We start from the raw sequence: 17,810 nt of genomic DNA on the forward strand, positions 1-17,810 counted from the left end.
CTAAGTCTTCTGTTAGAGGGTATAGAGTATTCGCTACACTTTTGGCGCCTTGATCGTCAGCAAGAGCGTCATGAGCGATAGCATTCGTTATTCAGAGAAGGGTTTAATAGGACTCCTTCTCTGAATTTATACCGAAGAGAACATAAGGGTTTCGAGCACCACATCAACTGCACTTACGCAGTTAGCAGTTGCCTAGTAATCGGCCAATTTCAATTAAAACTTCTGCCTGACAAATTGCTTCGGGTTAGCACGTCGAACCGACGCACCACTTTTCGTTTGAGGAAGTGGATTGATCCACTTTGCACATCAATCAATGCCAACAATGCAATTAACAACCTGTTACAGCTGCGCGACCATCCGCCGCAATAACAACCGTGCGCCGCTTCCACGTCGCGCACGTCATAAAAGCGGTGGAGATTTTTCTATGACAGCCTCAATCCCACACGGCGGCTCGCGGGCCGGCGCCATTTTCCGGGTGACCTCGGGCAACTTCCTCGAACAGTTCGACTTCTTTCTGTTCGGCTTCTACGCCACGCAGATCGCGGCGGTGTTCTTCCCGGCGAGCAGTGAGTTCGCTTCCCTGATGATGACGTTCGCGGTGTTCGGCGCAGGCTTTCTGATGCGTCCGCTGGGCGCCATCGTGCTGGGTGCGTACATCGATGACGTTGGTCGGCGCAAAGGGTTGATCGTCACCCTGTCGATCATGGCCAGCGGCACGATCCTGATTGTGCTGGTGCCCGGGTACGAGAGCATTGGTCTGTTTGCGCCAGCGCTGGTGTTGGTCGGACGGCTGTTGCAAGGCTTCTCCGCCGGTGCGGAACTGGGCGGTGTTTCGGTGTACTTGTCGGAAATCGCCACACCGGGCCGCAAAGGCTTTTTCACCGCTTGGCAGTCAGCCAGTCAGCAGGTCGCGATCATCGTCGCGGCAGCATTGGGCTATGCGCTGAACGCGTGGATGGCGCCGAGCGTGGTGGCCGATTGGGGCTGGCGGATTCCGTTTTTCGTCGGCTGCCTGATCGTGCCGTTCATCTTCCTGCTGCGCCGTAACCTGGCGGAAACCGAAGAATTCGCCGCACGCAAACACCGCCCGAGCATGAAAGAAGTGTTCCGCACCCTCGGCCAGAACTGGGGCGTGGTGCTCGGCGGCATGTTGATGGTCGCGTTGACCACCACCGCGTTCTACCTGATCACCGTGTACGCGCCGACCTTCGGCAAAACCGTGCTGCACCTGAGCACCTCCGATGCGCTGCTGGTGACCTTGCTGGTGGGCGTCTCTAACTTCTTCTGGCTGCCGATTGGCGGCATGTTGTCCGACCGCATCGGCCGGCGCCCGGTGTTGATTGCGATGTCGCTGCTGGCGCTGGCCAGCACCTACCCGGCGCTGTCGTACCTGGTGCAGGCGCCAAGCTTCAGTCACATGTTGCTGTCGCTGTTGTGGCTGTCGTTCATCTACGGCATGTACAACGGCGCAATGATTCCGGCGCTGACCGAGATCATGCCGGTCGAAGTGCGGGTGGCCGGCTTCTCCCTCGCCTACAGTCTGGCGACCGCGATTTTCGGTGGTTTCACCCCGGCGATGTCGACCTTCCTGATCCAGTACACCGGCGACAAGGCCGCGCCGGGTTACTGGATGAGCGTCGGCGCACTGTGTGCGTTGGGCGCCACGCTGTACCTCTATCGCCGCGCAGGCGGCCGTCTGCAACCGGTTGCCGCATAAGGAGCAACACCTTGAAAAAACTGATCAATCTCAGCGCCATCGCCCTCTTCGCGTTCAGCGCCCTGGCCCATGCTGAACAGCTGAACGTGATGACGTCGGGCGGCTTCACCGCGGCCTACAAAATCCTCGGCCCGAAATTCGCGGCGGCCACCGGCAACACCCTCGACACCCAGCTCGGCCCGTCGATGGGCAAGGCGCTGGAGGCGATCCCCAATCGCCTCGCCCGTGGCGAACACGCCGACGTGGTGATCATGGTCGGCTATGCCCTCGATGACTTGATCAAACAAGGCAAGGTCGACCCGGCCTCGCGGGTCGAACTGGCGGATTCGCGGATCGGTCTGGTGGTGCGTGAAGGCGCGCCGAAGCCAGACATCAGCAGCGTCGAAAGCCTGAAGAAAACCCTGCTCGACGCAACATCGGTGGCCTACTCCGACAGTGCCAGCGGCGTGTACATCGAGAAGGAGTTGTTCAACAAACTCGGCGTAGAAGATCAGCTGAAACCTAAGGCGAAAATGATCCCGAAAGTCCCGGTCGGTTCGGTGGTTGCCACCGGCGATTATCAACTGGGCTTCCAGCAGGTCAGCGAATTGCTGCCGGTGCCGGGGGTGAGTTTTGTCGGCAAGATTCCGGAATCGGTGCAGTCGGTGACGCGTTTTGCCGCCGGCATCCCGGTCGGTGCGCAGCATCCGAAAGAGGCCAAGGCCCTGCTCGACTACCTCGCCGCGCCTGCCGCCCAGGCTGACGTGCAAGCCACCGGGCTGGATTCGGTCAAGCGCTGATCGTCGGCGGCTGGACTTTCATTTCCACCACCAGCCGTTCGAGCTCCAGTGCTGCCGGGGTCAACGTGCGACCCCGGCGTTTGATGATGCCGACACTGCGCATCACTTGCGGATCGGTCAGCGGCACCCGGGTCAGGATCGGATGATCCGGCCCGGGCATCGCCATCAGCGGCACCGCCGCTACGCCAAGCCCCGCTTCCACCAGACCAATCATCGTCGTCACATGCCGCGTCTCGCAGATGCTCTGGCGTTGCGGCACCACTCGGCTCAAGGCCTGATCGAGCAGAAACCGGTTGCCGGACGTCTTGTCCAGCGAGATGTAATCCTGCTGATAGAACTCGTCCCAGCTCACGCTGCTGCGCCCGGCCAACGGATGATCACGGCGACAGGCGACAACATAGCACTCCTGCACAAGCGGTTCGAAATCGACTTTGGCATCCTGGGTGCCGATGAAGCTCAAACCGAAATCCGCTTCGCCATTGACCACCGCACTGAGCACGTCGTGGGCGCTGGAATCGAGGACTTTGACCTTGATCCGCGGAAACTGCTGGTGATAGCGGGCGACCACGCGCGGCATGAAGTAGTAGGCTGCCGACGGCACGCAGGCGACGGTGACGTGGCCCATTCGCGTCGAAGCGACTTCGCTGATGCCCAGCAACGCCACGTCCAGATCATCCAGCAAACGCTCGACGCTGGGCATGAAGCCGCGCCCGGCCTGAGTCAGGCTGACTTTGCGCGTGGTGCGTTCGAACAGTTTTACGCCGAGGGCGTCCTCGAGCTTTTCGATGCGTCGGCTCAAGGCCGGTTGTGACAGGCGCACGGTGTCGGCGGCCTTGCGGAAGCTGCCCTGCTCGACCACCGCGCGAAAAGCCTGCAGGTCGTTGAGATCGAAGTTGATGGCCATGGCGGACTCGGAAAGACTGATTCGCGAAGGCTATCAATGTAACCATTTGATGCAAATTATTACAGATTTACACTGGCTCACTGTAGGAGCTGCCGAAGGCTGCGATCTTTTGATCTTCAAAAACAAGATCAAAAGATCGCAGCCTTCGACAGCTCCTGCAGGGGATCTTCGGTGGATCTTGAATCGTTTCAGCCTTTATCCTTGTCACCCCCCGCCGTACCGCTGTCAGGAGTCAACCCATGCCCCATGAAGGCAACCTGTTACAAGCCGCTGTCGTGTTTCTGTTCGCCGCAGTGCTCACCGTGCCCTTGGCCAAACGTCTGCAACTGGGCGCGGTGCTCGGTTATCTGTTGGCGGGGGTGATCATTGGCCCGTCGGTACTCGGTCTGATCGGTAATCCGCAAAGCGTCGCGCATATTTCCGAACTGGGCGTGGTGCTGCTGTTGTTCATCATCGGCCTGGAACTGTCGCCACGGCGCTTGTGGGTGATGCGCAAGTCGGTGTTCGGCGTGGGTCTGGCGCAGGTGCTGCTGACCGCAGCGGTGATCGGCGTGCTGGCGTTGTATGTGTTCGGTCAGCCGCTGAACAGTGCAATTGTGCTCGGCCTTGGCCTGGCGCTGTCGTCCACCGCATTCGGCCTGCAGAGCCTGGCCGAGCGCAAGGAACTCACCAGCCCGCATGGGCGGCTGGCGTTTGCGATTCTGCTGTTTCAGGACATCGCCGCGATCCCGTTGATCGCGCTGGTGCCGATGCTCGCCGGTAGCGCGCATGCCACCAGCAACGCAGAAAGCCTGAATCACGGTTTGCAAGTACTCGGCGGGATCGCCGTGGTGGTGGTCGGCGGGCGTTATCTGTTGCGTCCGGTGTTCCGCGTGGTGGCGAAAACCGGTCTGCCGGAGGTGTCTACCGCCACCGCATTGCTGGTGGTGATCGGTACGGCGTGGCTGATGGATCTGGTCGGCGTGTCGATGGCCCTCGGGGCTTTCCTCGCCGGTCTGCTGCTGGCGGACTCCGAATATCGGCATGAACTGGAAGCGCAGATCGAGCCGTTCAAGGGCTTGCTGCTCGGGCTGTTTTTCATCAGCGTCGGCATGGGCGCCAACCTGAGTCTGCTGCTGAGTGCGCCGATCACCGTGCTGGGCCTGACGCTGTTGCTGATCGGCTTGAAGTTGCCGCTGCTGTTTGTGGTCGGGCGCCTGGCTGGTGGGCTGACCAAGGTCAGTGCGATTCGCCTGGGTATCGTGCTCGCGGCCGGCGGTGAATTTGCCTTTGTGGTGTTCAAGATCGGGCGCGATCAGGGTCTGTTCGAACCGCGCCTGTATGACCTGCTGGTGCTCACTATCACTCTGTCGATGGCGTTGACGCCGTTGCTGCTGTTGATCTGTGCGCGGCTGGTCAGCCCGAAAGTGCAGCCGGTGGAAGTACCGGAGAAATTCCGCGAAATCGATACCGAGGCACCGCGCGTGGTGATCGCCGGCATGGGTCGGATGGGCCAGATCGTGGCGCGGATTCTGCGGGCGCAGAACATCAAGTTCGTGGCTCTGGACACCTCTGTGGAAACCATCGAACTGTCGCGCAGTTTTGGCGGCGTACCGGTGTTCTATGGCGACCCGATGCGCCCGGAAATCCTCAATGCGGCAAAGGTTGGCGAGGCGGAATACTTCGTGATTGCCACGGACGATCCGGAAACCAACATCAAGACCGCCGAGATCGTGCGCAAGCTGTATCCGCACATGAAGATCATCGCCCGCGCACGTAACCGTCAGCACGTGCACCGCCTGGTGGATGTCGGCGCCGAGCCGATTCGTGAGACCTATTACTCCAGTCTGGAAATGAGCCGCCGCACCCTGGTCGGCCTGGGTTTGACCCAGGCTCAGGCCGATGCGCGGATCAAGCGCTTCAAGCACCACGATGAGCAGGTGCTGGAGGCGCAGCACGCCGTTTACGACGACGCGGCGAAAGTCCTGCAGACCGCTCAGGAAGCCCGTGCGGAACTGGCGCGGCTGTTCGAATCGGATCAGTTGGAAGAGGAAGCGCGCAAGGCCTGACCTCCTTGCACAGATCCAAACGTCAGGCCGACAGCACTGACGCCTTCGCGGGCAAGCCCGCTCCCACAGATTTTGTGAACGACCGAAAACCCTGTAGGAGCTGCCGCAGGCTACGATTTTTTGATCTTGATCTTAAAAATCAAAATCAAAAGATCGCAGCCTGCGGCAGCTCCTACAGGGGATTGGATCAGGCCAGCTCTAACTCCAGCGCTTGCTTGACCGGTGCCACCTCAAACCGATCCGCGAGGAACGGTGTGATATCCAGCGGCAGCGCTTCCTGGTTGACCAGTTTGTCGAGCAGCACCCCGGTAATCGCCGAGGTCAGGATGCCGGTGCGGAAGTGTCCGCAGGCATTCAGATACCCCTCCACTCCACGCATCGGCCCGAGGATCGGCAGTTCATCCGGCGAGCCCGGACGCAATCCGGCCCAGGTGCGCTTGAGGTTGACGTCCTTGAGTTCCGGCAGGCAGCGCACCGCGCCCTGCACCAGTCCGGCGATTTCCGGGTAGGTGGTGGTGACGTCGAAGCCTTTGTCTTCGGTGGTGCTGCCGATCAGGATCTCGCCGTTGTCCTTCTGCGCCACATAGCAGTCACTGGTAGTCAGGCAACCGTTGAGGATTTTCGGCATGCGTTCGGTCAGCAGGATCTGGCCCTTGACCGGCTTCACCGGAATCCGCACACCGGTGGCCCATTCGCTCAAATCCGCCGCCCAGGCGCCGCCGGCGTTGATCAGGGTTTTGCAGTGGAACACACCCTCTTCGGCCGTCTGCACGCCGGTCACGCGGCTGCCGTGGTGCAACACGCCAGTGACGTTGGTATTGACGAAGATGTCGACGCCGTTCTGCCGCGCACCTTCCATGTAGGCATCGGCGAGACGGAACGGGCTGACCTGGTGGTCGCAGAGAAATTCCAGTGCCCCACGAGCCTCATGGCTGACGCTCGGCTCGGCTTCGCGCAGCGCAGCCTGATCGAGCCAGCGCACCTGATCGGCCAGATGCGGAATGCAGCTGACAATGTGCTCGGCGTAGAGCCGGTCCTCGTCGTCATAAATGACGAACTTCAGTCCGGTCTTTTCGAATTTGAAATCCATCCCGTGCTTGTCCTTCAGCTCGCGATGCAACGCCGGGTACAGCGCGTTGGACTGCAAGGCGAAATCGAAGAACGACTCCGGCAGGATATGCGGCGTGCTGGCGTCCACCGCGACGGCCGCGCCCTGGGTTTCGCGTTTGCGGTTGGCCGACATCATCCGGAAGAAAATCACCCCGCAGCCCAGCCCCACCGACTCGCCGATGGCCCACAAGCCGCCGGCCGAAGCGCGGGTTGCGTTGCCCGGTCGTTTGGCGTCGATCAACGCCACCTTGAGGTTCTCGCGCTTGGACAATTGATAGGCGCAGGACGCCCCGATCACGCCGCCGCCGGCAATGATCACGTCATAGAACTTACTCATGGGAAACGGCCTCCGTGCCGCCGGACTGGAACGCGGAAAAAGGAATCGGATCGATCGGGAAACGCGGGCGCAACCAGCCAACGTCCTTGCGCCCGGTCGCCTGGCGCAGGCGATCGCTGCAGTAGCCGACGCACATCCGGCCCTGACAATCGCCCATGCTGACGCGGGTGCGCATCTTCAGGCTGGCGATGTCCTGCACACCTTGCTCCAGCGCCAGATCAATGTCCGCGCGGGTCGCATGTTCACAGCGGCAGATCACCGTATCGGCAGCCGGCAAAGCGGTCTGGCCGACACCGCGTTCGGTGTAGCGGTCGACAGCCGCACGAAAGCGCACGATGGATTTGAGTTTGCCCAAATAACGGTCGCGGCGTACCCGTGCCAGATCCTCTTCGATAATCCCGCGTTGCAGCAGGATCGAGGTGGCAGCGATTCTGCCGGCGAGCATCGCCGCTTCACCGCCGCGAATGCCGCCCATGTCACCGGCCAGGTGCACATGCGGCTCGTTGCTTTGTTGCCAGCTGTTGGCATTGGCGCGCAGGTAACCGTCGTCGCTGAAACCGTGGTCGAGGCCCATCTGCTGACTGAGCTGGGTGCGCGGGATAAAACCGTAACCGACCGCCAGGGTCTGCGCTTCGAAGCGCTCGATGCGTGTCAGGTCCGGCTCCCAGGTGGCCGAGTACGGTGCCACGCTGACGCTTGTCAGCTCGCCGTCGCCATGAGCTTCGACCACGCCCCAGCCGTAGTTCATCGGGATGCCGTGCAGTTTCAGGTAAGCGAGCATGCTCAAACCATCGAGGAACAACTGCGGCTTGTTCAGCAACGCCAGGCTTTCGCGGGCGATCTTGCCGAAGGCGCAGGCTTCGTACACGCCCGCGACTTTGACGCCGGACGCGTGCAGCTGCGTTGCCACCAGCGGCAGCAACGGCCCGGTACCGGCGATGACCACCGGTCCCTGCGGCTTGACCACGCCACTTTTGATTTGCAGTTGCAGGCCGCCGAGCATGATCACGCCCGGCAGGGTCCAGCCGGGAAACGGCACGCTGCGTTCGTGACAACCGGCGGCCAGCAGCAATTGCGGATAATCGATCTCATGCAGTTGCTCATCGCCATCCAGCACCACTAGGGCACGGGTGCCTTCGGCGCCGACCACGCGGTGATTCAGGCGCACGTCAATCAGCCCGGCCTGTTGCTGAAAGTCACCATGCAGTTTGCTCAGGGCTTCGGAATAACGTGGCCCGAGGTAATCCAGTTGCACGCCGTCACGCAACGGCCCGCGATAGACCACCCCACCGAGGCGCGAAGCCTCTTCGAGCAAGGTACAGCGCACGCCATGGCGCGCCAGTTCGATGGCCGCCGCCATCCCCGCCGGACCACCGCCGACGATCACCGGTTGCAGGCTCATACAACCTCCTGCTCGTTGATGCGGTTGACCTGGGTTTCAATCCGCATACCGTCGCGCACCACCGTCTGGCAGGCTCGGCGCTTGTGCCGACCGTTGATTTTCACCAGGCAGCACTGGCACACGCCCATGCCGCAATAGGCGCCGCTGATCTGGTCATGATCGTTACGTGCGACCTGGCGCACACCGAGGGACTGGATAACGCTGAGGACCGTTTCACCGATGGCCGCGCTAACCGGTTGGCCGTTGATGTGGACAGTCATATCCGCCTGGGTCAGGGGCTGGATATCAAAGGTGCGTTCGAGGCAGTGCATTACGATGTTCATCCGTGAAAAGTTTCAGGGGGAGTTCTACGTCAGCTCCTTGCTGCACTCTGCCTGGCGACCCGTTGTGATTGTTGGTGGGGGCTGCCGGGCTACTCCATCAGCGCAGCAAATCGCGCACCGGAGCACTGTAGTCGATACCGCAACAAGGGCCTGGATCTTTTAAGTTAGGTGATATTTCAAGGGGAAATATTGATCCAGATCGGTGAAATCTCGAGCCGGGTGAAAAACCCTTGAGGTGTCAGTGTTTACCGCTGAGCAGCCCCTGCTCCGCCTCGCACAGCCCCACCACATAATCCCAGACCACCCGCAGCCGCACCGATTTGTGCAGCTCGCGCCGGGTGCTGATCCAGTAACTGCGCTCAATACGCTCCTCCGGCAGCAACAGCCGCAGATCCGGATCCGACGCCGCCATATAGCAGGGCAACACAGCAATTCCCAGGCCCGAGCGCGCCGCCTCCTGCTGGGCGATCACGCTGGTGCTGTGGAATACAACGCGCGGGCTGCGACAGAAACTGTTGAGGAACATCAGTTCCTGGCTGAACAGCAGATCATCCACATAGCCGATCCACGCATGCCGGGCGAGGTCTTCGCGACTCTGTAGCGGCGGTGCCTTGTCGAGGTAGGCCTGACTGGCGTAGAGCGCTAACCGATAGTCCGTGAGCTTGCGCGTGACCAGCATGTCGGCGGCCGGGCGTTCAAGGTGGATGCTGATTTCCGCCTCGCGGTTGAGGATGCTGACGAACCGCGGCACGGCCACCAGCTCCACCTCCAGGCCGGGATAGCGTTCGAACAGGCCGATCATGCGGCTGGCGAGAAATTTGATACCCAGCCCTTCCGTGACGCCGACGCGGATCTTGCCCAGCGGCGCGGTGGATTGGGTGATCTCTTCCTGCGCCAATAGCGCGACGTTTTCCATGGCTTCGGCGTGCTTGAGCAGCGCCTCCCCCGCCGGGGTCATTTCGTAGCCTTGGGCATGCTGGACGAACAGTGCGGTGCCGAGGCTCCTTTCGATGGCCTCGATGTGCCTGGCGACGGTGGCGTGAGTGGTGTTCAGGCGTCGGGCGGCCGTGAGCAGGCGGCCGCTGCGTTGCAACTCCAGAAAAAACCGCAGGTCGTTCCAGTCGAACATGGGGTGTCCTTGTCAGCCAGGGTCAAGCCAGGCTGTTCGAAAACGCACAGCGGCTGGGTAAAAACTAACATTCTTTTAACGAAAGCTAACAACTAGAGTGTCGGACAATAAAAACAAAAAGCGAGGTCAGGGAATGCAGACTTCCCTTGAAGAATACGACTACATCGTGGTCGGTGCCGGACCTGCCGGCTGCCTGCTGGCCAATCGATTGTCGGCAGACAAGCAGCAGCGGGTGTTGCTGCTCGAAGCCGGCGGACGCGACAACTACGCGTGGATTCACATCCCGGTCGGCTATCTGTTCTGCATTGGCAACCCACGCACCGACTGGTGCTTCAAGACCGAAGCCCAACCCGGCCTGCAGGGACGCAGCCTGAGTTACCCGCGCGGCAAAGTGCTCGGTGGCTGCTCCTCCATCAACGGCATGATCTACATGCGCGGCCAGGCCGGCGACTATGACGGCTGGGCGGCCGAGGGTAATCCGGGCTGGGCCTGGAACGACGTGCTGCCACTGTTCAAACAGAGCGAAAACCACTTTGCCGGCGCCGCTGAATTTCACGGCGCCATGGGTGAATGGCGGGTTGAGCAACAGCGGTTGTCATGGCCGATTCTCGACGCGTTTCGCAGCGCCGCCGAACAGAGCGGCATCGCCAGCATCGACGACTTCAACCAGGGCGACAACGAGGGTTGCGGCTACTTCCAGGTCAACCAGAAGGCCGGGGTGCGCTGGAACGCGGCGAAGGCATTTCTCAAACCGATTCGCGAGCGGGCCAATCTGACGGTGCTGACCGGGGTTGAAGTGGATCGGGTGCTGCTGGAAAACGGCCGTGCTTGCAAAGTCAGCGCGCGTCACGAAGGCCAGGTGAAAAGCTTCAAGGCGCGCAAGGAAATCATCCTCTGCGCCGGTGCCGTCGGTTCCCCGAGCATTCTGCAGCGCTCCGGAATCGGCCCGCGGCCGTTGCTGGAACACCTCGGCATCGGGGTGATTCATGAGCTGCCGGGGGTTGGCGGCAACCTGCAGGATCACCTGCAATTGCGCCTGATCTACAAACTGCAAAACGCCCGCACGTTGAATCAGATCGCCGGCAGCCTGTGGGGCAAGATGGGCATGGGCCTGCGTTATCTGTATGACCGCAGCGGGCCGCTGTCGATGGCGCCGAGTCAGTTGGGCGCGTTTGCCCGATCAGGGCCGGAGCAGACTTCAGCAAACCTTGAATACCACGTGCAACCGCTGTCGCTGGAGCGCTTTGGCGAGCCGCTGCACAGTTTCCCGGCGTTCACCGCGTCGGTCTGTGATCTGCGTCCGCAGAGCCGTGGGCGGATCGATATCCGTTCGGCGGATCCGCAGGAAGCGCCGCTGATTCAACCGAACTACCTCAGCCATCCGGAAGATTTGCGCGTGGCCGCCGATGCGATCCGCCTCACCCGCCGCATCGTCAGCGCCCCGGCCCTGCAAGCGTTCAAACCGGTGGAATATTTGCCCGGCGACAACCTGCAAAGCGAGGAGCAGTTGCACGAAGCGGCCGCGCGAATCGGCACGACGATTTTCCACCCGGTCGGCACCTGCCGCATGGGCAATGACGCTGATGCGGTGGTCGATGCACAACTGCGCGTGCATGGCGTGCCCGGCCTGCGCATCGCCGACGCCTCGATCATGCCGCGCATCACCTCGGGCAATACCTGTTCGCCTACGCTGATGATTGCCGAGAAGGCGGCGCAGATGATCCTCAACCCACCGATCAGGACCTGCACACCCACCCCCGAACTGGCCCAAATCCTGTAGGAGCTGCCGCAGGCTGCGATCTTTTGCCTTTGGCTTTTACAAGATCAAAAGATCGCAGCCTGCGGCAGCTCCTACAGGGGGCCGTGTAATTCGTTCAAGGCAGCGCGCAACACCAGTGGAACAACAAAAACAATCACTGTGAGGGATACCGATATGTCAGAACACGCTCAGCCGCTGGATGCCGCGAGCGGCGCCAGCACCAGCAATGCCACACAGAAAGTCATCTTCGCCTCGTCGCTGGGGACGGTGTTCGAGTGGTATGACTTCTTCCTCTACGGCGCCCTGGCGGCGGTGATCAGCAAACAGTTCTTCGCCGGCGTCAACGACACCACGGCGTTCATCTTCGCGCTGATGGCCTTCGCCGCCGGGTTTATCGTGCGGCCGTTCGGGGCGCTAGTGTTCGGTCGGTTGGGGGACATGATCGGGCGCAAATACACCTTCCTCGCGACCATCGTCCTGATGGGCATCGCCACGTTCTGCGTCGGCCTGCTGCCGAACTACGCCAGCATCGGCATCGCCGCGCCGATCATTCTGGTGGTGCTGCGCATGCTCCAGGGCCTGGCGCTGGGCGGTGAATACGGCGGCGCCGCGACTTACGTGGCGGAACACGCGCCCATCGGCAAGCGCGGTTTCCACACCAGCTGGATTCAGTCCACCGCGACCCTCGGCCTGCTGCTGTCGCTGCTGGTGGTGCTTGGTTGCCGGTACTTCACCGGTGACCAGTTTGAAGTCTGGGGCTGGCGCATTCCGTTTCTGCTGTCGATCGTGCTGCTGGGCATTTCCACCTGGATCCGCCTGAGCCTGCACGAGTCGCCGGCCTACCTGAAAATGAAAGAGCAAGGCAAAGCGTCGAAGGCGCCGATCCGCGAATCCTTCGGCAAATGGGAGAACCTCAAGGTCGTGCTGATCGCGCTGTTCAGCATCAACGCCGGGCAAGCGGTGACCTTTTACGCCGCGCAGTTCTACGTGCTGTTTTTCCTCACCCAGTTTCTGAAAATGGATCCGGCCGTTGCCAACAGCCTGCTGATCATCAGCGTGGTGATCGGTGCGCCGTTCTTCATCATTTTCGGCTGGCTGTCGGACAAGGTCGGACGCAAACCGGTGTTGATGCTCGGTTTGCTGCTGGCGACGGCGCTGTACTTTCCGATTTTCAAATCCCTCGCCCACTACGCCAATCCGGCAATCGATCAGGCCAGCCGTCAGGCGCCGATCACTGTACTGGCGGACCCAGCAACCTGCACCTTTCAGTTCGACCCGGTGGGCAAGGCCAAATTCGACAGCCCGTGCGACAAGGTCAAGACCTTCCTGGTCAAGCAAGGCCTGCCCTATACCAGCGCCGCAGCGCCGGCCGGCAGCGGCGTGCAGGTGAGCATCGGCGACGTGAGGATCGACGGCTATGACGAATCGGCCCTGCGCGGCGCCGTCACCCTCGCCGGTTACCCGCAACAGGCCGACCTGCAGCAGATCAACAAACCGATGATCGTGGCACTGATTGTCGCGCTGATCATCATCTCGGCCATGTGCTACGGCCCGCTGGCCGCGCTGATGGTCGAGCTGTTCCCGACGCGCATCCGCTACACCTCGATGTCCCTGCCGTATCACATCGGCAACGGCTGGTTCGGCGGTTTCCTGCCGACCGTGTCGTTCGCGCTGGTGGTGTACACCGGGGATATTTTCTATGGGCTGTGGTACCCGGTGCTGATTACCGGGGTGAGCCTGGTGGTGGGGATGATTTGTCTGCGTGAGACGAAGAATATCGATCTCGATAAGAACTGAATCTGAAACATGATCCTTTGGTAAAAAACCTGTGGCGAGGGGATTTATCCCCGATGGGGTGCGTAGCGCCCCCCGTGAAAAATGGGACTACTGCGTAGTCCATCGGGGATAAATCCCCTCGCCACAATTGAATCTCTTCTTCCAGGAACTAAGCATCCGCCGTGATCACCTCGAACTTCACCTGATCCGGATAAAACGCCACATAGTCCTTGATCTGCTCGACCGAGATTTTCGGTTTCTCATACGTCCACACCGCATTCGCCGCCTCATGCCCCGGTATTTGCAAGCTGAAGTAATTGGCGTCGCCCTTGTACGGGCAATAACTGGTGTGGTCGGTGCGGGCGAAGTATTTTTCGTCGATGTCCTCGCGGGGCACGTAGTACACCGGCGGGTAATTGGCCTCATGAAGAACCAGCACATGCGAGGACGCTGCGACCTGGATGCCGTGGAATTTCACCAGCAGGCAACCGGGAAGTTCTTCGAGGGTGATGACGGGGTTGAGGCCGGTGGTGCTCATGGGGGTTTCTCCAGGGACAAATGAACTGTGGCGAGGGAGCTTGTCGAATCGTCGCACCGTCCCGCTGGGCTGCGTAGCAGCCCTGAATCCAGGAATCGCGTGTGTCAGGTATAACGCGATTTCCGAGTTTGCGACGGCTTCGCCGCCGAGCGGGACGGTGCGACGATTCGACAAGCTCCCTTGCCACAGGACGATAGTTGCCCTGAATCGGTGTCAGTCAGGATCAGCTCAAACCACGATATCAGTCGCCAGCGCCTGCCCCACCACACCGACGGCAAAGTCCACCTCACCCTGCCCCGTCAGATCGATCAGCAGCCCGGTCTGACCACTCTGTGCGTAATAAGTCAGGATTGCATCGCCCGCATGGCCGGTGAAACCGCTGACGAAGTTCAGCGTGGCCGCGCCCGTGGCGAAACCGGCGATGCCCGAGAGGTCGATCTTGTCCACGCCGCTTTTGAAATCCATGATCCAGTCCGGCTGGTTGTTGGTCGAGTCACTGGCCGCACCGAACACGAAGGTGTCCGCACCCTCGCCGCCCCACAGCACATCCGCGCCGCCACCGCCGTAAAGGATGTCGTTGCCGGCTCCGCCGAACAGATGGTTGACGGCCGAGTTACCGATCAGCAGGTCATTGCCGGAACCGCCAACGGCGTTTTCCACGGTCACGCCATAGGCGATCGACACGTTACCGACCAGCCCGCCGACATCGGAGAACGAGCCTTCTTTGAGATTGATTTTCTGGTTCTGGGTGAAGCCGGAGAAGTTCAGCGTGTCATCGCCGCCACCGTCCCACACCGAGAACACCAGCTTCGACGACGCCGAGGTGGCGCTGTAGTAATCGCGCCCGGTATTGGAGCCGAAACCGTAGGTGGTGTTATCGGCGCGAGTCTCATAGTTGGCGCCGTAGAGTTTTTGCACGGCGACGATATCGTCCAGCAGCGGTGCCGAAGCGTAGGCGCCGCTGCCGTCCTTGCTGAAGTTCTGGTCGGTGTTGGCTTCGCTCCAGTAGCTCATCAGGCTGTAGCCACGGGTGTCTTCGGCGTATTTGGCGTCGTTGTAGGTCGGGTTTCCGTTGCCGGCGTTATAGGCGCCCGGGTGCGACAGGCCGAGGGTATGGCCGATTTCGTGGGTCAGGGTCTGACGCCCGTAGTTGTTGGTGTCCGGGGTCTTGTTGACCTGATACTGGTTGTTGATCAGGTACCACGACTGGCCATCGTAGCTGCCACCGCTCGGCAGGTAAGCAAACGCCGCGCCGCCAGTGCTGACGTCGTAGTTGCCGAAGGTCATGTGGCCGTCGCCGCCTTTACCCTCGGTGAAGGTCACCTTGGCCACGTCGGCCCAGGATTGCATCGACAGCACGGCCTGAGCCTTTTGTTGAGCGCTGAACTGGCTGAAATTGCCGAGGTTGGGGTTGTAGTTCGCCGGTTTCTCGGTCAGGAAGGTGTAGGTCAGGGAGATTTTGCCGTCGCCGTTCTTGTCGTGCCACGACAGGTTTTTGCGCAGGATTTCGTCGGCCGCCTGGTCGGCAGTGAACGACGGTTTGCCGTTCACCAGGTCGACGCCACGGTCGTACAGGTGGCTGAAGGCGTTCACTTCGTCATAGGCGCTGCTGGTTTTCGCTTTGGCTTGAGCCATGGTGGGACTTCCTTGTTTCAGAGTAGTCAGTGCGTTCGGACGTTGGCGATCATCTGGCGGGATCGTCCGGTCTCTCGCGTTTCTTGAAGGCCCGACGAACCTGACATGCCCGGCAAGCGCGGCACCATTCGATTTCTCGATAGTGGTGCGCGACGTCCCGGTAATACCGGTCATTCCCGGCAACGTTTTGATCTGTATATCCATACAGATAAAAGTTGCCCCCGACGCCAACTGCGGCCATCCTGTGCACCTCCAGTGAACTGATCGACGACGGTGGTTATGCGGCTGTACCTCTGTGAAAAACCTTCCCAGGCCAAAGACATTGCGGCCGTGCTCGGCGCCAGGCGTCGGGGCGACGGCTGCTGGCTGGGAACGGACGTCACAGTGACCTGGTGCATCGGCCATTTGCTGGAAACCGCACCGCCGGATGCCTACGACGCGCGCTACAAACGCTGGGTACTGGCGGATCTGCCGATCATCCCGGACAAGTGGAAAATGACCGTCAAGCCGCGCACTGCCAGCCAGTACAAGGCGGTCAAGCGCCTGCTCAGCGAGGCCAGCGAACTGATCATCGCCACCGACGCCGACCGTGAGGGCGAGATGATTGCCCGGGAACTGGTCGAGCACTGCCGCTATCGCGGGCCGATCCGGCGCTTGTGGCTGTCGGCGCTGGATGAAGCGTCGATTCGCAAGGCCCTGGCCGCGCTGAAGCCGGGAGCGGAAACCTTCAGCCTGTATCACTCGGCGCTGGGGCGCTCGCGGGCGGACTGGCTGATCGGCATGAACATGAGCCGCCTGTTCACCTTATTGGGCCGGCAGTCCGGCTATCAGGGCGTGCTGCCCGTCGGCCGGGTGCAGACGCCGACACTGCGGCTGGTGGTGGATCGCGACCGCAGCATCGCCGATTTCGTCCCGGTGCCGTATTGGGCGATCGATGTGCAACTGCTGCACGACGGCACGCGGTTCACTGCGCAATGGCGTGCGCCCAGCGACGTTTGCGACGATCAGGATCGCTGTCTGAATCAGGCACTGGCGCAACAAGCGGCGGCGGCAATCAGCAATGCCGCCACTGCGCGGGTGATGAAGCTGCGCACCGAACGCATGCGTGAAGTGGCACCGCTGCCCTTCGATCTGGGCACCCTGCAGGAAGTCTGCTCGAAGAAACTCGGTCTCGGCGCCCAGGAAACCCTCGACATCGCCCAGGCCCTCTACGAAACCTACAAGGTCATCACCTACCCGCGCAGCGATTGCGGCTTTCTGCCGCTGAGCCAGCACAGCGAAGCACCGGGGATACTTGCGGCACTGCGTCAGGCCGACCCGAGCCTTGACGCGCTGAACGGTCACCTCGACCCGCAGCGCCGCTCCCGAGCGTGGAACGACGCCAAGGTCAGCGCCCACCACGGCATCATCCCCACGGCTGCGGCGAAAAATCTCGAACGCCTGAGCGGCAAACACCGGGCGGTCTATACCCTGATTCGCGCGCGTTATCTGGCGCAATTCCTGCCCAACCATGAATACGATCGCACTCAGGCCGATTTCGATTGCGCCAGTGAAGCATTGCGCGCGGTCGGCAAGCAGATCATCGAACCGGGCTGGAAACGTGCCCTGCCTGAAGCCCTCGCCCCGGCCAAGGGCCGTGAAGCGCCAGCGCCGCAAACGCTTCCGGCGCTAAGCCAGGGTATCGATTGCGCCGTGGCCGGCGTGAACCTCAAGGATCTGTGGACCCAGCCGCCCAAGCCCTACACCGAGGGCGATCTGATCAAGGCGATGAAGAACGTCGCCAGACTGGTGGAAGATCCGCTGCTCAAACAGAAACTCAAGGACACCACCGGCATCGGTACCGAAGCGACCCGCGCTTCGATCATTCAGGGTCTGCTGGATCGAGGTTATCTGGTGAAGAACGGCAAGGCGCTGGCCGCGACCCCGGCGGCCTTCAGCCTTATCGACGCCGTGCCCCGGGCGATTGCCGATCCCGGCACCACCGCCATCTGGGAACAGGCGCTGGACATGGTGCAGAGCGGCGAGATGAGTCTGGAAGAGTTCGTCACCAAACAGGCGGCGTGGATGAGCAAGCAGGTCACCCGCTGTTCTGCGCTGAGCCTGACCATCAGCGGCCCGCCACCGGCCGGCAAGGCTGCCGCGCCGTGGAAGAAAAAGCGTAAATCGACGCGCAGTAAAACTTCTGGCACCACACAACGCAAAACAAAATAGGCTTTTGTGGCGAGGGAGCTTGCTCCCGCTCGGCTGCGCAGCAGTCGCAATCCTGCAACTATGGTCTATCTGAAACATCGCGATTGCAGGTTTTAGGGCCGCTTCGCGCCCCAGCGGGAGCAAGCTCCCTCGCCACAGGGTT

At 61.3% G+C, this 17,810-nt stretch carries 13 protein-coding genes; 6 read left to right on the forward strand and 7 right to left on the reverse strand.

What is annotated here, in order from left to right:
* The first annotated feature begins 424 nt into the window (after nt 1-424).
* The gene (gene tcuC / locus ACYZUM_RS14245; protein WP_108183031.1) at nt 425-1,717 is read left to right on the forward strand and encodes an MFS transporter; all 1,293 of its coding nucleotides are present in this window, start codon (nt 425-427) and stop codon (nt 1,715-1,717) included.
* Nucleotides 1,718-1,728: 11 nt separating this feature from the next.
* The gene (locus ACYZUM_RS14250) at nt 1,729-2,496 is read left to right on the forward strand and encodes a substrate-binding domain-containing protein (protein ID WP_108183032.1); all 768 of its coding nucleotides are present in this window, start codon (nt 1,729-1,731) and stop codon (nt 2,494-2,496) included.
* Here the strand turns inward: ACYZUM_RS14250 and ACYZUM_RS14255 are convergent.
* Nucleotides 2,486-3,400 (reverse strand): LysR family transcriptional regulator, encoded by a 915-nt coding sequence (locus ACYZUM_RS14255; RefSeq protein ID WP_108183033.1) that lies wholly within the window; start codon nt 3,398-3,400, stop codon nt 2,486-2,488. The genes ACYZUM_RS14250 and ACYZUM_RS14255 overlap by 11 nt on opposite strands.
* Nucleotides 3,401-3,639: 239 nt before the next feature.
* Between ACYZUM_RS14255 and ACYZUM_RS14260 the strand changes: the two genes are divergently transcribed.
* Nucleotides 3,640-5,448, forward strand: a complete 1,809-nt coding sequence (locus ACYZUM_RS14260; RefSeq protein WP_047293571.1) for a monovalent cation:proton antiporter-2 (CPA2) family protein — start codon at nt 3,640-3,642, stop codon at nt 5,446-5,448.
* 187 nt (nt 5,449-5,635) lie between these two features.
* Here ACYZUM_RS14260 and hcnC read toward each other — a convergent pair whose 3' ends face one another.
* The 4 genes from hcnC to ACYZUM_RS14280 all read right to left on the reverse strand — a co-directional run bounded on the left by hcnC (nt 5,636) and on the right by ACYZUM_RS14280 (nt 9,749).
* Entirely contained in the window at nt 5,636-6,895 is a 1,260-nt protein-coding gene (gene hcnC / locus ACYZUM_RS14265; RefSeq protein WP_086792649.1) for a cyanide-forming glycine dehydrogenase subunit HcnC, read from the reverse strand.
* Nucleotides 6,888-8,297, reverse strand: a complete 1,410-nt coding sequence (hcnB, locus tag ACYZUM_RS14270) for a cyanide-forming glycine dehydrogenase subunit HcnB (protein WP_108183034.1) — start codon at nt 8,295-8,297, stop codon at nt 6,888-6,890. The genes hcnC and hcnB overlap by 8 nt, the downstream gene beginning before the upstream one ends.
* Nucleotides 8,294-8,608 (reverse strand): (2Fe-2S)-binding protein, encoded by a 315-nt coding sequence (locus ACYZUM_RS14275; protein ID WP_041073555.1) that lies wholly within the window; start codon nt 8,606-8,608, stop codon nt 8,294-8,296. The genes hcnB and ACYZUM_RS14275 overlap by 4 nt, the downstream gene beginning before the upstream one ends.
* 250 nt (nt 8,609-8,858) lie before the next feature.
* Nucleotides 8,859-9,749 (reverse strand): LysR family transcriptional regulator, encoded by an 891-nt coding sequence (locus ACYZUM_RS14280; RefSeq protein ID WP_041073375.1) that lies wholly within the window; start codon nt 9,747-9,749, stop codon nt 8,859-8,861.
* Nucleotides 9,750-9,882: 133 nt separating this feature from the next.
* On the opposite strand from ACYZUM_RS14280, the gene ACYZUM_RS14285 reads away from it, so the two are divergent.
* Both ACYZUM_RS14285 and ACYZUM_RS14290 read left to right on the forward strand, forming a co-directional pair.
* Nucleotides 9,883-11,529 carry a GMC family oxidoreductase gene (locus tag ACYZUM_RS14285; RefSeq protein WP_108183035.1) on the forward strand — a complete coding sequence of 549 codons (1,647 nt, stop codon included), beginning with the start codon at nt 9,883-9,885 and terminating at the stop codon, nt 11,527-11,529.
* A gap of 153 nt (nt 11,530-11,682) precedes the next feature.
* Nucleotides 11,683-13,305 carry an MFS transporter gene (locus ACYZUM_RS14290; RefSeq protein ID WP_108183036.1) on the forward strand — a complete coding sequence of 541 codons (1,623 nt, stop codon included), beginning with the start codon at nt 11,683-11,685 and terminating at the stop codon, nt 13,303-13,305.
* A gap of 148 nt (nt 13,306-13,453) precedes the next feature.
* Here ACYZUM_RS14290 and ACYZUM_RS14295 read toward each other — a convergent pair whose 3' ends face one another.
* Nucleotides 13,454-13,822, reverse strand: coding sequence for a DUF427 domain-containing protein (locus ACYZUM_RS14295; RefSeq protein ID WP_108183037.1), 369 nt, complete (start codon nt 13,820-13,822; stop codon nt 13,454-13,456).
* Nucleotides 13,823-14,050: 228 nt separating this feature from the next.
* Nucleotides 14,051-15,457, reverse strand: a complete 1,407-nt coding sequence (locus ACYZUM_RS14300; RefSeq protein WP_108183038.1) for a serralysin family metalloprotease — start codon at nt 15,455-15,457, stop codon at nt 14,051-14,053.
* A gap of 279 nt (nt 15,458-15,736) precedes the next feature.
* Between ACYZUM_RS14300 and ACYZUM_RS14305 the strand changes: the two genes are divergently transcribed.
* Nucleotides 15,737-17,668: a DNA topoisomerase III gene (locus ACYZUM_RS14305; protein ID WP_108183039.1), complete on the forward strand. Its 1,932-nt coding sequence runs from the start codon at nt 15,737-15,739 to the stop codon at nt 17,666-17,668.
* Nucleotides 17,669-17,810 lie beyond the last annotated feature (142 nt).

Source organism: Pseudomonas sp. m6p (assembly GCF_055760375.1).

Excerpts from the sequence above, each read along its gene's own strand:
- tcuC (WP_108183031.1), top strand. The coding sequence starts at position 425 with ATGACAGCCTCAATCCCACACGGCGGCTCGCGGGCCGGCGCCATTTTC.
- ACYZUM_RS14255 (WP_108183033.1), bottom strand. The coding sequence starts at position 3,400 with ATGGCCATCAACTTCGATCTCAACGACCTGCAGGCTTTTCGCGCGGTG.
- ACYZUM_RS14260 (WP_047293571.1), top strand. The coding sequence starts at position 3,640 with ATGCCCCATGAAGGCAACCTGTTACAAGCCGCTGTCGTGTTTCTGTTC.
- hcnC (WP_086792649.1), bottom strand. The coding sequence starts at position 6,895 with ATGAGTAAGTTCTATGACGTGATCATTGCCGGCGGCGGCGTGATCGGG.
- hcnB (WP_108183034.1), bottom strand. The coding sequence starts at position 8,297 with ATGAGCCTGCAACCGGTGATCGTCGGCGGTGGTCCGGCGGGGATGGCG.
- ACYZUM_RS14275 (WP_041073555.1), bottom strand. The coding sequence starts at position 8,608 with ATGCACTGCCTCGAACGCACCTTTGATATCCAGCCCCTGACCCAGGCG.
- ACYZUM_RS14280 (WP_041073375.1), bottom strand. The coding sequence starts at position 9,749 with ATGTTCGACTGGAACGACCTGCGGTTTTTTCTGGAGTTGCAACGCAGC.
- ACYZUM_RS14285 (WP_108183035.1), top strand. The coding sequence starts at position 9,883 with ATGCAGACTTCCCTTGAAGAATACGACTACATCGTGGTCGGTGCCGGA.
- ACYZUM_RS14290 (WP_108183036.1), top strand. The coding sequence starts at position 11,683 with ATGTCAGAACACGCTCAGCCGCTGGATGCCGCGAGCGGCGCCAGCACC.
- ACYZUM_RS14295 (WP_108183037.1), bottom strand. The coding sequence starts at position 13,822 with ATGAGCACCACCGGCCTCAACCCCGTCATCACCCTCGAAGAACTTCCC.
- ACYZUM_RS14300 (WP_108183038.1), bottom strand. The coding sequence starts at position 15,457 with ATGGCTCAAGCCAAAGCGAAAACCAGCAGCGCCTATGACGAAGTGAAC.
- ACYZUM_RS14305 (WP_108183039.1), top strand. The coding sequence starts at position 15,737 with ATGCGGCTGTACCTCTGTGAAAAACCTTCCCAGGCCAAAGACATTGCG.